General features: G+C 60.2%; 12 protein-coding genes. 6 read left to right on the top strand and 6 right to left on the bottom strand.

Annotation, left to right across the window (positions count from 1 at the left end; all coding sequences use genetic code 11):
* The first annotated feature begins 75 nt into the window (after positions 1-75).
* Complete coding sequence (locus tag DJ564_RS15365) at positions 76-1,365, top strand: hypothetical protein (RefSeq protein ID WP_109630891.1); 1,290 nt, start codon at positions 76-78, stop codon at positions 1,363-1,365.
* A gap of 77 nt (positions 1,366-1,442) precedes the next feature.
* Complete coding sequence (nhaB, locus tag DJ564_RS15360; RefSeq protein WP_109630889.1) at positions 1,443-2,945, top strand: sodium/proton antiporter NhaB; 1,503 nt, start codon at positions 1,443-1,445, stop codon at positions 2,943-2,945.
* Positions 2,946-3,094: 149 nt separating this feature from the next.
* On the opposite strand, the gene DJ564_RS15355 is transcribed toward nhaB, so the two are convergent.
* From DJ564_RS15355 to gnd, 3 genes are read right to left on the bottom strand one after another with little or no spacing between them, the layout of a single operon-like run.
* Positions 3,095-3,916: an HAD family hydrolase gene (locus DJ564_RS15355; protein WP_109630886.1), complete on the bottom strand. Its 822-nt coding sequence runs from the start codon at positions 3,914-3,916 to the stop codon at positions 3,095-3,097.
* Positions 3,913-5,436, bottom strand: coding sequence for a glucose-6-phosphate dehydrogenase (gene zwf / locus DJ564_RS15350; RefSeq protein WP_109630883.1), 1,524 nt, complete (start codon positions 5,434-5,436; stop codon positions 3,913-3,915). The genes DJ564_RS15355 and zwf overlap by 4 nt, the downstream gene beginning before the upstream one ends.
* Complete coding sequence (gnd, locus tag DJ564_RS15345) at positions 5,433-6,413, bottom strand: phosphogluconate dehydrogenase (NAD(+)-dependent, decarboxylating) (RefSeq protein WP_109630881.1); 981 nt, start codon at positions 6,411-6,413, stop codon at positions 5,433-5,435. Before gnd ends, zwf begins: the two co-directional genes overlap by 4 nt.
* 270 nt (positions 6,414-6,683) lie before the next feature.
* On the opposite strand from gnd, the gene DJ564_RS15340 reads away from it, so the two are divergent.
* The 4 genes from DJ564_RS15340 to DJ564_RS15325 all read left to right on the top strand — a co-directional run bounded on the left by DJ564_RS15340 (position 6,684) and on the right by DJ564_RS15325 (position 11,565).
* Positions 6,684-6,866 (top strand): DUF6026 family protein, encoded by a 183-nt coding sequence (locus tag DJ564_RS15340; RefSeq protein ID WP_109630878.1) that lies wholly within the window; start codon positions 6,684-6,686, stop codon positions 6,864-6,866.
* A gap of 204 nt (positions 6,867-7,070) precedes the next feature.
* The gene (locus DJ564_RS15335) at positions 7,071-8,816 is read left to right on the top strand and encodes a phosphoethanolamine transferase CptA (RefSeq protein WP_109630875.1); all 1,746 of its coding nucleotides are present in this window, start codon (positions 7,071-7,073) and stop codon (positions 8,814-8,816) included.
* Positions 8,817-9,020: 204 nt separating this feature from the next.
* Positions 9,021-11,258, top strand: coding sequence for a TonB-dependent siderophore receptor (locus tag DJ564_RS15330; protein ID WP_109630872.1), 2,238 nt, complete (start codon positions 9,021-9,023; stop codon positions 11,256-11,258).
* Between the two features lie 97 nt (positions 11,259-11,355).
* Complete coding sequence (locus DJ564_RS15325) at positions 11,356-11,565, top strand: hypothetical protein (protein ID WP_109630869.1); 210 nt, start codon at positions 11,356-11,358, stop codon at positions 11,563-11,565.
* 56 nt (positions 11,566-11,621) lie between these two features.
* On the opposite strand, the gene chrA is transcribed toward DJ564_RS15325, so the two are convergent.
* From chrA to DJ564_RS15310, 3 genes are all read right to left on the bottom strand, one after another.
* Positions 11,622-12,830 (bottom strand): chromate efflux transporter, encoded by a 1,209-nt coding sequence (gene chrA / locus DJ564_RS15320; protein WP_109630866.1) that lies wholly within the window; start codon positions 12,828-12,830, stop codon positions 11,622-11,624.
* A 6-nt stretch (positions 12,831-12,836) separates the two neighbouring features.
* Positions 12,837-13,328 (bottom strand): GNAT family N-acetyltransferase, encoded by a 492-nt coding sequence (locus DJ564_RS15315; protein WP_109636038.1) that lies wholly within the window; start codon positions 13,326-13,328, stop codon positions 12,837-12,839.
* Between the two features lie 102 nt (positions 13,329-13,430).
* Positions 13,431-14,012: a DinB family protein gene (locus DJ564_RS15310; RefSeq protein ID WP_109630864.1), complete on the bottom strand. Its 582-nt coding sequence runs from the start codon at positions 14,010-14,012 to the stop codon at positions 13,431-13,433.
* Between the last annotated feature and the right edge of the window lie 15 nt (positions 14,013-14,027).

Genomic DNA, 14,027 nt, shown 5'->3' with positions numbered 1-14,027 from the left:
AGGGATTGAATGTTTTGCACACGCAGTTGCCCTCCCGTTCCCCGGGTTTCGGTCAGCTCGCAAGGAGACGCGCGCATGCCAGACCAGACTGCTTTTGCCCAACCTGCGGCGCAATACACGGCCGGTCACCTCGATAAAAATTTTGCCTCCAATGGCAAAACCCAGGTGTATTTCGCCGCCAGTACGTCGAGCATCGCCAACAGCGTGGCGATCGATTCCAGCGGTCGCATTCTGGTAGCGGCGAAAGTCGGCACTCGGGGCGGCCATTGCTTTGGCCTGGCTCGCTTGCTTGAAGACGGTTCCGCGGACCTGGCATTTGGTACTCGCGGCAGTGTCATCGGGCAATTCCAGCGCGGTTATGAGGCCATGGCGGGCAAGGTCCTGGTCTTGGGAGACGGCAACATCCTGGTCGCCGGCCTGCACTATGAAGACGCTCACCAGACACTGCCGGCTCTGGCGATGTTTGACTCGCAAGGTCAACCACTCAGAGACTTTGGCGACGATGGATGCTGCGTCATACGCCTGCCGGGAAATCTGTCACGGGGCGTGCGCGACGCCTGGCTTCCTCCTGGCGTACCGGGAGCCGAAGCCTGCGACGTCCAGGTTCAGGCTGACGGTCGCATCCTGCTGCTGGCCAATCACCCCTTCGAACTGGCCGACCACGTAGGCCTGCTGATTCGCCTCACCGACACGGGTGAGCTCGATAGCTCCTTCAACGGTCGCGGCTTTGTCATGGTCCGGCATTTGCTGATGAACTCCTGGCTCAGCAGCCTGATGGTGCAGCGGGACGGTCGGATCATGGTCGGCGGCTCGATCAATTTCCCTGAAGAAGGCTTGCTGGCGCGCTACCTCCCCGACGGCAGCCTGGATGACCACTTCGCCGTGGATGGTTTCATGACCTTCAGTGTTGAGGGGCACAGCGCTCAGGTCAGTCAGATCGTCCAGCAGGAAAATGGCGATTTGCAGTGTTTTGGCAGCAGCCGCGACCCGATGCATAGCCTGGCGCTGAAACTGCACAGCAACGGTCGCCCGGACGTTCATTGCAACAGTGGCCAGCCACACTTGCTGAAGATCGGGCGCAGCGGCTGCCAGTGGAACGCCGCCCAGCTCCAGCCAGACGGTCGCGTGCTGGCGGTGGGCGCCACGATTGGCGGAGTTGAAGCCGACTTTCTGTTGGCCCGGTATTTACCGGGCGGACAGCTGGATCCTGGCTTTGCCGAGGGCACCTGCTGGGTTCGCACCCGCCTGGGCCGCAGCCTGGATACCGCCACGTCGGTGGCTGTTCAAGCGGATGGAGGCATCGTCGTAGCGGGTTATTCGCTGGACGGTAACTACCGGGCGATCGTGGCGCGCTATCTCGGTTAGGCCAACGAATTTTCCCACCCTTGATCTTCCCTTCGGCTTACGGCAAGTTGCGCGCTTCTTAATACAAGGAGTAGCCGATGTCCGGTTCAATGGCCCACGCCTTCGCGCACAACTTTCTCGGCCACTCCCCCCGCTGGTACAAGGCGAGCATTGTCGGCTTCCTGATACTTAACGTACTGGTGTTGTGGACGGTCGGTCCGGTGGCAGCCGGATGGTTGCTGGTGCTGGAATTCATCTTCACCCTGGCCATGGCGCTCAAGTGTTATCCGCTGATACCCGGCGGGTTGCTGCTGGTCGAAGCGCTGCTGCTGAAAATGACCACGCCCCAGGCGCTCTACGACGAGCTAGTGCACAACTTTCCGGTGATCCTGCTGCTGATGTTCATGGTGGCAGGCATCTACTTCATGAAAGACCTGCTGCTGTTCCTGTTCTCGCGCTTGCTGCTGGGGGTTCGATCCAAGGCGCTGCTGGCCCTGATGTTCTGCTTTCTCTCGGCGTTCCTGTCGGCGTTCCTTGATGCCTTGACGGTGACGGCGGTGATCATCAGCGCTGCGGTGGGGTTCTATTCGGTGTATCACCGCGTCGCCTCGGGCAACGATCCGCGTCAGGACAGTGGGTTCAGCGATGACCAGCACCTGCCCAAACTGCATCATGACGATCTCAACCAGTTCCGCTCTTTCCTGCGCAGCCTGCTGATGCACGGCGCCGTGGGCACGGCATTGGGCGGTGTTTGCACATTGGTTGGCGAGCCGCAGAATCTGTTGATTGGTCACGAGATGGGTTGGTACTTTTCCGAGTTCTTTCTGAAAGTCGCGCCCGTTTCATTGCCGGTATTGGTCGCCGGCCTGGTGACCTGCGTGCTGCTGGAGAAACTGCGCTGGTTCGGTTACGGCACGCTGCTGCCGGACAACGTACGCGCGGTACTGGCCAATTATGCGGCCGAAGACAACGCCCAGCGTACCTCGCGGCAACGCGCAGCCCTGATCGTTCAAGGGCTGGCGGCACTGATTCTGATTGGCTGCCTGGCGTTTCACGTGGCTGAAGTGGGGCTGATCGGCTTGATGGTAATCGTGCTGATCACCGCCTTCACCGGCATCACCGACGAGCACCGCATCGGCAACGCGTTCAAGGACGCCATGCCGTTCACGGCATTGCTGGTGGTGTTCTTCGCAGTGGTCGCGGTGATCCACGATCAGCAGCTGTTTACGCCGTTGATCCAGTGGGTGCTGGCGCTGCCGGCCGATCAGCAACCGGGCATGCTGTTCATAGCCAACGGCTTGTTGTCAGCCATCAGCGATAACGTGTTTGTGGCAACCATTTACATCACTGAAGTGAAGCAGGCATTCGTCTCCGGGCACATGAGCCGTGAGCACTTCGAAACGCTGGCCATTGCGATCAATACCGGCACCAACCTGCCGAGCGTGGCGACGCCTAATGGTCAGGCGGCGTTTCTGTTTTTGCTGACGTCGGCGATTGCACCGCTGATTCGGCTGTCGTATGGGCGGATGGTGTTGATGGCGTTGCCGTATACGGTGGTGATGGGTGTTTTGGGTTGGTACGCCGTCAGTTTCTGGCTGTAACACTGAACCTGTGGGAGCGGGCATTGTGGCGAGGGGGCTTGCCCCCGTCGGGTCGCGAAGCGGCCCTAAAAAACGGGACTGCTGCGCAGTCCAACGGGGGCAAGCCCCCTCGCCACAAAGGCCAACTCCCACAGTGGGATTTAAGTGAACTAGCGAGGGAGGATATACCGCTCGATCGCCTGTGCCGCGCCGTCTTCGGTGTTGGCGCCTGTCACCACATCGGCCTGGCGCTTCACCGCTTCTTCCGCCTGCCCCATGGCAATCGACAACCCGGCACAATAAAACATCGCCGGGTCATTGCCGCCATCGCCCATCGCGGCAGTCTGCTCCAGCGGCACGCCGAGAAACTCGGCCAGTGTCGCCAATGCGGCGCCTTTGTTGGCCTGCATCGCCGTCACGTCCAGGTACACCGGTTGCGACCGCGAGACCTGTGCCTGGCCTTCCACTTTAGGCAACAGTTGCGCCTCCAGCTCGATCAACAATTGCGTGTTGTTGCTGGTAGCCACGATCTTGTCGATGCGCGTCAGAAACGGCTCGAAACTCTCGACCACCACCGGCGGATAGCCGAGACCGTGCTGCTCGCGCGGGACCATCACCCCGTTCGGGTCCTTGAGCAACCAGTCACCGCCACTGAACACCCAGACTTCAACGTCCGGCTGATCGGCAAACAGTGCCAGCGCCGTCAGCGCAGCGGTGGCCGGCAAATAATGCGCAACCAGCAAACTACCGTCCGGATGGACGATCGTGCCGCCATTGAACGCCGCCGTTGGCAGGTCGACGCCGAGGGCTTCGATCTGCTGCAGCATGGCTTTGGGTGGACGGCCGGTGGCCAGGCTGAACAGCACACCAGCCTCGCGCAAGGAACGAACGGCCTCAATGGTGCGCTGACTGAGGCTGTGATCGGGCAGCAGCAAGGTGCCGTCCATGTCGCTCAGCAGAAAACGGATGGGCTGTTGCAGGACTTCACTCATCCGAGGCCGTGCCAGACGCGACCGTCGCGGGCCAGCAGTTCATCAGCCGTCTTCGGGCCATTCTCGCCGGCCGGATAGCGCTGCACGCTCGCGTCCTGCTGCCAGGCATCAAGAAATGGCTGCACGGCGCGCCAGCCGTTCTCGATGTTGTCGGCGCGCTGGAACAGCGTCTGATCGCCAGTCAGGCAATCGTAGATCAGCGTTTCGTAGCCGGTGGACGGCTGCATTTCAAAGAAATCCTTGTAGGCAAAACCCAGCTCAATGTTGGCCATTTTCAGGGCCGGCCCGGGCCGCTTGGCCAACAGGTCGAACCACATGCCTTCGTTGGGTTGAATCTGGATTCGCAGGTAGGTCGGTTGCAGCTCATCGACTTCGGTATCACGGAATTGCGCATACGGCGCAGGCTTGAAGCAGATGACGATCTCGGTGTCACGCACACTCATGCGCTTGCCGGTGCGCAGGTAGAACGGCACGCCGACCCAACGCCAGTTGTCGATCATGACTTTCAACGCAACGTAGGTTTCGGTATTGCTGTCCGGCGCGACGTTGGCTTCTTCGCGATAACCGGCCAAGGGTTTGCCATCGAGCTCGCCAGCCGTGTATTGGCCACGCACCGAGTTGGCCCGCGCCTCTTCCGTTGACCACGGACGTATCGCGCCGACCACTTTGGCCTTCTCGCCACGGACCGCATCGGCACCAAAGGCTGCCGGCGGTTCCATCGCCACCATCGCCAGCAACTGGAACAGGTGATTGGGCACCATGTCCCGCAACGCGCCGGTGTGTTCATAAAAACTGCCACGGGTTTCCACGCCGACGGTTTCGGCGGCGGTGATCTGCACGTGGTCGATGTAATGGTTGTTCCAGAACGCTTCGAACAGGCTGTTGGAGAACCGGCTGATCAGAATGTTCTGCACGGTTTCCTTGCCCAGGTAGTGGTCGATCCGGTAGATCTGGTTTTCCGACATTACCTTGAGCAAACACGCGTTCAACGCTTCAGCGGTGTGCAGATCGGAGCCGAACGGTTTCTCGATCACCACCCTTCTGAACGCTTCGGGTGTCTCTTGCAGTAAGCCGGCGGCGCCGAGGCGGCGCACCACTTCACTGAAGAAACGTGGTGCGGTGGCCAGGTAGAACACCGCATTGCCCGTGCCGCTGGCGGCGATTTTCGCCGCCAGCGCTTGATAAGTGCTGTCGTCCAGGAAGTCGCCCTGGACGTAGCTGATGCCTTTGGCCAGTTTGGCCCACAGCGCCGGGTCAAGGGCTTCATCGCTCTTGCCGACTTTGGTGGCCGCTTCAGTCCGGATGAAATCCTCGAGCTTCTGCGCAAAGGCTTCGTCACTGATGGCGTTGTGGTCAACGCCGATGATCCGCAGTCCATCGCCAAGCAGACCGTCGCGACTCAGGTTGTACAGCGCCGGCATCAGCAAGCGCTTGACCAGGTCACCATGGGCACCGAACAAAAACAGCGTGGTCGGTGGTGCGGGTTCTGCCTTGGATTTATTACGGATCAGACGCGTCATTTTTTCGCAGTCTCCACATGGCCGCCGAAGCCGAAGCGCTGGGCCGAGAGAATCTTGTCGCCAAAGGTGCCTTGGCCGCGCGAACGGTAGCGGGAGAACAGCGAGTTCGACAGCACCGGTACGGGCACCGATTGCTCCATGGCGGCTTCGATGGTCCAGCGGCCTTCACCGCTGTCCGCCACCGAGCCTGAGTAACCGTCGAGTTTAGGATCGCTGGCCAGTGCGTCGGCGGTCAGGTCGAGCAACCACGACGACACGACGCTGCCACGGCGCCAGACTTCGGCGATGTCGGCCACATTCAGGTCGAAGCGCTGGTCTTCCGGCAGGTTTTCGCTGGCCTTGGTCTTGAGGATGTCGAAGCCTTCGGCGAAGGCCTGCATCATTCCGTACTCGATGCCGTTGTGGATCATCTTCACGAAATGGCCAGAGCCTGCGGGACCTGCGTGGATGTAACCGCGCTCGGCGCGATCGTCTTCCGACTTGCGGTCCTTGGTGCGAGGGATGTCACCCATGCCCGGCGCCAGGCTGTCGAACAGCGGATCAAGGCGTTTTACCACCTCGGCTTCACCACCGATCATCATGCAGTAACCGCGATCCAGGCCCCAGACGCCGCCGGACGTGCCGACGTCGATGTAGTGCAGGCCTTTCTCCGACAGGGTTTTCGCCCGGCGGATGTCGTCCTTATAGAAGGTGTTGCCGCCGTCGATGATGGTATCGCCGGCTTCGAGCAAGGTGCTCAGGGTGTCGATGGTGTCTTCGGTCGGTGCGCCGGCCGGCAGCATGACCCAGATCGCACGTGGCTTGGCCAGGCCGGCGACCAGCGCCGGCAGGTCGATGACGCCCTTGGCGCCCTCTGCGGCCAGGGTGTCGACGAAGGCGGTATTGCGGTCGTAAACAACGGTGGTATGCCCGTTGAGCATCAGGCGACGCGCAATATTTCCGCCCATGCGGCCCAGTCCAATAATCCCGAGTTGCATGTGCTGATGCTCCCTACTACAAATAAAGTGTGTCAAAGGTTATAGCCCAACGCGACTAATGAGGGTTAGTCCAGAGCGCTGGCGTGAAGTTTCCGGGCATTGTGCCCGATCCTGACTGATAACGTCAGAAATCGAACTGAAGACACAACGACCATGAAAAATAAAAAAGTTCCCATCAGGGGCAAAAGAAATCAAAATTGGCGCCGATAGTAAATAAGCACCGATGTCGGGGCGGATTTACAGTTGAGACAGCCATTTGCGAGGTGAGCAATGGGCACAGTACAAGCAGCACGGCCAGCACAAACCCTTTACGTCACGATCCGTCGTGATGAATTGCGCCAGTTGAAAGAAGAGCGCGACCTGTTGAAGCAGGAGCTCGCGCAGCTGCGCTTACTCACACAAAGCTCTTCGGCTCAGCCCTTGCCCGTCACCCAGCGTGCTCCACACGCCTGATTCCCTTGATTGATTCGGAAGCAGCCTTCTGCTGTTTCCGACACCGCATCCCTGCCTTGCCGTTTACGGCGACTCACAAAGTTTTCACATCAACTTGTTGATACTCCCGCGAATTATGGCCGCTCGGTATCCGCGCGGCTTCCGTTCGTCGGCAACATGGAAGGCTCCCGACGTGTCGACGTGATTTCTTGGCTGGAGCGCTGAATGAGTGTGTTCAAACGCAGCACTACGACTGCGAAAGGTTTCGATTGGGCAGGATTTCTCTGGTTGTTCCTGTTCTTCTGGTATTTTTCCGGCATTACCCAACTGCTGATCCAACTGACGGGCACCTCCGGTTTTACCGGGTTCCGCCAGGCCTTTGTGATGAGCGCCATCTGGCTCGCGCCGATGCTGATGTTCCCTAAGCAGACGCGGGTAATGGCCGCGCTGATCGGCGTGGTGCTGTGGGCCTGCTCGATGGCCAGCCTGGGTTACTTCTTCATCTATCAGCAGGAATTTTCCCAGAGCGTCATCTTCATCATGTTCGAATCGAACATCTCTGAAGCGGGCGAATACATGACCCAGTATTTCGCCTGGTGGATGGTGGCGGCGTTCCTCGCCCACACGCTGTTCGCGTATTTCCTGTGGACCCGCTTGCGTCCGGTGTACATGCCTCGCGGCCGCGCACTGGTTGCCGCAACCGCGATCCTGGTGGCCGTGGTCGGTTACCCGCTGATCAAGCAAACCGCGCGCACCGGCAGCCTGGCCGGCGGCTTCGAGAAATTCGAAACCCGTATCGAGCCGGCGGTGCCTTGGCAGATGGCGGTGGCGTATCACCGTTACCTCGACACCCTGGCCGGCATGCAAGACATGCTCGACAGCGCGAGCAAGATTCCACCGCTAAAAAACCTCAAGGACACGATGGCCAACCAGCCAGCGACCCTGGTGCTGGTGATCGGCGAGTCCACCAACCGTCAGCGCATGAGCCTTTACGGTTACCCGCGTGAAACCACGCCGGAACTGGACAAGCTCAAGGATCAGATGGCGGTCTTCGACAACGTCATCACCCCGCGCCCGTACACCATCGAGGCGTTGCAGCAGGTGTTGACCTTCGCCGACGAGGAAAACCCGGACCTGTACCTGTCCACGCCGTCCCTGGTCAGCATGATGAAACAGGCGGGTTACAAGACCTTCTGGATCACCAACCAGCAAACCATGACCAAGCGCAACACCATGCTCACGACGTTCTCTGAACAAGCCGACGAGCAGGTGTACCTGAACAACAACCGCAACCAGAATGCCGCGCAGTACGATGGCGACGTGATCGCGCCGTTCAACAAGGCCCTGGCGGACGCCGCGCCGCGCAAGCTGATCGTGGTGCATTTGCTCGGCACGCACATGAGCTATCAGTACCGTTATCCGCCGACCTTCAACAAGTTCACCGATCGCAAGGGTGTGCCGGACGGCGTGCGTGACGATCAGGTGCCGACGTACAACAGCTACGACAACGCGGTGCTGTACAACGACTTCGTCGTCTCGAGCCTGATCAAGGATTACGCCAAGTCCGACCCGAACGGCTTCCTGATGTACCTCTCGGACCACGGCGAAGATGTCTTCGACTCCGTGGGCCACAGTACGCTGGGGCGCAACGAAGCCAAGCCGACGGCACCGATGTACACCATTCCGTTCATGGCTTGGGCTTCGCCGAAATGGCGTGAAACCCACGACTGGAGTTTTGCCGCTGACCTGGGGCGGCCTTACAGCAGTTCGCAGCTGATCCACACCTGGGCCGATCTGGCGGGCTTGAGTTTTGATGAACTGGACCGCAGCAAGAGCCTGGTCAGCGACAGCTTCACGCCGCGGCCGTTGATGATCGGCAATCCATATGAACGTCAGTCGCGCCCGCTGATCGATTTCAGCCTGATGAAACCGAAAAGCACGCCGTCCGATCCGTCAGTCGCGCAGAAATGATGTCCTGAGGGATCGGCTCCGATCTTTCAATATGTAGAGGAACCTGTGGGAGCTTGCTCCCACAGGGTTTACACCAGCCGCCCGCTTTAACGTCTCCGAAACACCTTAAAATAACAATAATTCTCGTTTAGACCTAAATCCTCTCTCCCCCCTTCGTCTTTGAACAAACGGAATTTTTCCCTCGAAGACAAGGAGTCGGCTGCGATGTTCGCGCCTATCACCCGTTCCATGACCTTTACCCTGGGCCTGTGCAGTGCTGCCCTGAGCCCCGATTTGCTGGCTGAAACCGCCCCGGAACATGCGCCGAGCCGCACCCTTGAACTGGGTGCCACCAATGTGACCGCCCAGGGGCTGGGCACTACCACCGAAAACACCGAGTCGTACACCACCGGCGCCATGAGCACCGCAACGCGGCTGAACCTGTCGATCAAGGAAACGCCGCAGTCGGTGTCCGTGGTCACGCGCCAGCAGATGGACGATTTCAAACTCGGTACATTGTCCGAAGCCATGAGCCAGACCACCGGTGTGGTGGTTCAGCACAACGACTCGGACCGCGTCAGCTATTCGTCCCGCGGTTACTCGATCAACAATTTCCAGATCGACGGGATGCTCAACACCTTCAGCTACATGAAATCCGATTCCGACACCATCATCTACGACCGCATCGAAGTGGTTCGCGGCGCGACCGGCCTGACCACGGGCGCCGGCGATCCCTCCGCGACTATCAACATGGTGCGCAAACGGCCGACCGCACAATGGGCCGCCCAGACCGGTGTCAGCGGCGGCAGCTATGACGATTACTACAGCTATGTGGACGTCGGCGGGCCGCTGGCCTTCGACGGGCGCCTGCGCGGTCGCAGTGTGCTGGCCTATCGCGACAGCGGTTCCTACCGTGACAAGTACGCGCTGCAACGGGAAGTCGGCTACGGGATTCTCGAAGCCGATTTGACCGACGACACCGTGCTGGCCGTGGGTTACGACTATCAGGACAAACAGGTGCAAGGCACGTCCTGGGGCACCGTGCCGTACTGGAACGCTGACGGCAGCAAAGCCAACCTCGGACGCTCCACCAACATGGCCACGCCGTGGAGTTCCTGGCCGCTGAAGGACAAGACCGCGTTTGCCACGCTGGACCAGCAACTGGGTGCCGGTTGGCACCTCAAGGCGGCCTACACCCATCGCGAGAGTGACACCGACGGCAAGATCTATTACGGCGGTGGCGGTTTCCCCGAGGCGGATCGCAGCGGCATGTTCGCCAACGTCAGCCACATGGTCGGCACGCAGAAAATGAAGGCCTATGACTTCAACGTGTCCGGCCCTTATTCGCTGTTCGGTCGTGAACACGAAATGATGATCGGCTATGGCGAAGCCGAGCGTAGCGAAGACAACCCCTACACCGTAGACGGCCCACGGTCGGCGGATTACGAGAGGGTTCCCGACTGGAAGTACATGGGCGGCATTCCCAAATTCCCGGACACCGTCACCGGACTGAAAGGCTCGGATGAAAGCACCCGGCAAAAGGCCGGTTACCTGGCCACGCGCCTGACCCTGACCGACGACCTGCACGCAGTCCTCGGAAGTCGCTACGGAACGTGGGAAATCTCGAAAACGGCCAACAAGTACGACGGCAATCTGCAACTGAGCAGTGTCGAAACCACCCGCCAGCAACACAACGACATGTGGACGCCGTACGCCGGGTTGCTCTACGACATAACGCCCGAGTACACGGTGTATGTCAGCTACACCGACATTTTCAAGCCGCAGGACGAGCGTGACAGCAATCACACATACCTCGAGCCGGTGGTCGGCAGCAACTATGAACTGGGGCTCAAGGGCAGCCTGCTGGAAGAGCGACTCAACCTCGCCACTGCGGTGTTCTGGAGCAAGCAGGACAACGTCGCCGAACTCGACGATTCCGTACCGCCAGACCCGGTCACCGGTGAGGAATTCTTCAGATCGGGCGGCAAAGGCAACAAGGTTCAGGGCTTTGAAGCCGAGATCTCCGGCGAGGTGATGGCGGGCTGGAACATGACGGCCGGCTACACCTACACCCACTCGGCCAATGGCGAGAAGCAGCGCAACAACACCAACCAGCCGTTGAACATGTTCCGCTTCTCCACCGCTTATCGCCTGCCCGGCGACTGGCAGGCGCTGACCGTGGGCGGCGCGGTGAACTGGCAAAGCGACGTCTACCGCGCCGCCAGACGCCCGGTCGGTCGTGGCGCTGATGGCGAGATCATCACCGCCAGCGCCAACATTCGCCAGGAGGCCTACACCGTGGTCAAGCTGATGTCGCGGTATGAGTTCGACAAGCACCTGTCCGCTTCGCTGAACGTCGACAACCTGTTCGACAAAAAGTATTACGACAACGTCGGGTTCTACAACGGCGTCTATTGGGGCGACCCGCGCACAGTCACCTTGAGCCTGGACTGGAAGCTTTAACGCGGTTGATTCCCAAATACCGGAATCGGCGGATAATGTCCCGGCAACATTGGTTCATGGATGAAAGGCACCCGATATCCGTAGTGGGAGGCAAACCATGAAACGTACTGCGTTGATCCTCGCCAGTCTGATGATGTTCGGTTCGACCACCGCATTTGCCGAAGGCGGCGCCGAGCGCATGCGGTATTACTTCGAAACCCTGCATCTCAAACAACAGCAAGCTAATGGCGTCGAAACCAGATCTATTGAACTGAGGGTTCCGAACGATCAAACCGCACAAGTGACCGAAACTTATCGGCCTAAATAAACGATGACTAACGGGCGTCCTGGTGGACGCCCTTTTTCATGCCCGATCGAAAGGTTTCAAGCGCTCAGCACCACGCCGCATAAACCACCCAGCAGCACCAGCAACCACGGCGGGCATCGCCAGAACAGCAGCGCCATCAACGCCAGCACCGCCAACAGGACATCCAGCGGGCTGAAAATCGAGCTGGTCCACAACGGTTGATACAACGCGGCCAGCAATAACCCGACCACCCCGGCATTCACTCCGGCCAGCGCCGCTTGCACCCGGCCATTGCCACGCAAGCGCTGCCAGAACGGCAACACGCCGATCACCAACAACAGCGACGGCAGGAAAATCGCCAGCACGCACACCAGCGCCCCACTCCAGCCACTGATGGAGGCTCCCAGAAACGCCGCGAACGTGAACAGCGGCCCCGGCACCGCTTGAGCAGCGGCATACCCGGCGAGAAACACGTCATTGCTCAGCAGCCCCGTATTCACCACCTGACTTTGCAACAGTGGCAACACGACGTGGCCGCCACCAAACACCAGCGCGCCTGTGCGGTAGAAGCCGTCGAACAAGCTCAACATCGAGTCCGGCCAGTGATGCGCGATCAGCGGCAACCCCAGCAGCAAGGTCACGAACACAGCAATCGCCAGCCAGCTGGCCACGCGACTGACCCGAATAGACAAGCCCTCCCGTGGCGTCGCATTGGCGTTGTGCAGCAAGACCAGGCCGATCACCGCCGCCACGGCCATCACCGTCAACTGCCCGCCAGTCGTTGGCCAGAGCAGCACCCCGACCGTCGCCACCAGCATGATGCCCACGCGCACCGGACCTCGGCATAACGTACGAGCCATTCCCCACACGGCCTGGGCCACCACGGCGACGGCGACGATTTTCAGCCCGTGAATCAAACCCGCTGGCAACGCCCAGCCACCGTGGGTGATGCCGACTGCCAACAGCGTAAGTATCAACGCCGAAGGCAAGGTGAAACCCGCCCACGCCGCCAATGCCCCCGAAAACCCGGCACGGGACAAACCCAGCGCCATGCCCACCTGACTGCTCGCCGGGCCCGGCAGAAACTGGCACAGGGCGATCAATTCGGCGTACGCGGCTTCGCTCAGCCAGCGCCGACGCGCCACGAACTCACTGCGAAAATAGCCCAGATGCGCGACAGGGCCGCCAAACGAGGTCAGCCCCAGACGCAGAAAGATCAGGAAAATCGCCCACGGTTTGTCTGTTGTCACGGGAGCCCTGCCCTGCGCACCATCGAGGCTGTTCATTTGGCGTTAAAGCTCCTTGGTCCAGAACAGCATGCGGCCATGGGCCGGGTCGAACATGCCGGGCGCAAAGCCGAACTTGCCATAGGACGCCTGCGCGACGGCATTGCCTTCGAGCACTTCCAGGGTGATTTTGCAGCAACCCCGTTGGCGGGCGATGTCTTCAACCTTTTGCAGCATTCTTTGGCTCAGCCCCAGACCGCGAAACTTCGGCGCTACCGACACATCGTGCACGTTGACCAGCGGCCGACAGGCAAACGTCGAGAAACCTTCGAAGCAATTGACCAGCCCGGCCGGTTCGCCACGGACAAACGCCAGTACGCTGAACGCATGGGGACGCTTCGCCAGCTCTCCCGGCAGTTGTTGCAGAATGTCTTCGGACAGTGGCTGACCGCCGCCCATCGGGTCTTCGGCGTACGCATTGAGCACCACACCGATAGCCTCGGCATGCAGCGGATTGGTGTAGCTGGCTTGAAGTACCAGAATTTCTGCGGATTCCATTTCCATCGTCAACGTCCCGTCAAGTGGTCCCGGCGCGTCGCTCGCGCCGGGAGGTCGACGGACATTATCGCGAGGCGCAATCGGCGACAACCCGAACCTGCCTCAAACGCCCCAGATCAGCGTTTCGGTCCAGCCCAACTCGGCAAAATCATTGGCTCTTAACTGCGATTCACCGGCACAGAAAAACTCGTCCAGTTGCGGCGGTTTGACCGAGGTGCCGCTGAGCATCGCGTGAACCTGGCCACGGTGATGAAGCTGGTGCTCGAACAGGTGCGACAGCAGGCGCAAACGGCTGTCATGTTGCGGCGTGTCCCGGGCGATGGTCACGATTCGGCCCAGGTCAGCGTCGCGCAATTGTTCGCAGTAGGCAATCAGGCGACGGTCCACATGCGCTTGTTCACGCTGCAGATCGGCGCCCGCCGTGAACGGTTCGTCCTCGGCGAAGAACACATGGCAATCAGGGTGCGGATCGTCACCGCGCAGTTCCCGCTCCAGCGCATCCACGTAAAACCAGTCGCAGGTCAGGATGTGGTTGAGGGTGGCAATGAGGCTGGGGAAGAAGCTGACCCGAGGCGCCACCAGTTCGGCCGGGCTCAACTGATTCCAGGCCTTGGCGAGTCGATGATTGGCCCAGGCATTCTGATAAGCCATGGTCAACAAATGGTGAGACAGAGGCTGATTCATATTCGCGGCTCCCGG

Origin of the sequence: Pseudomonas sp. 31-12 (assembly GCF_003151075.1) — a bacterium.
Taxonomy (GTDB): Bacteria; Pseudomonadota; Gammaproteobacteria; order Pseudomonadales; family Pseudomonadaceae; genus Aquipseudomonas.
Note: the sequence above shows the minus strand (reverse complement) of the source record. Positions and strands in the feature narration are given on the sequence as shown.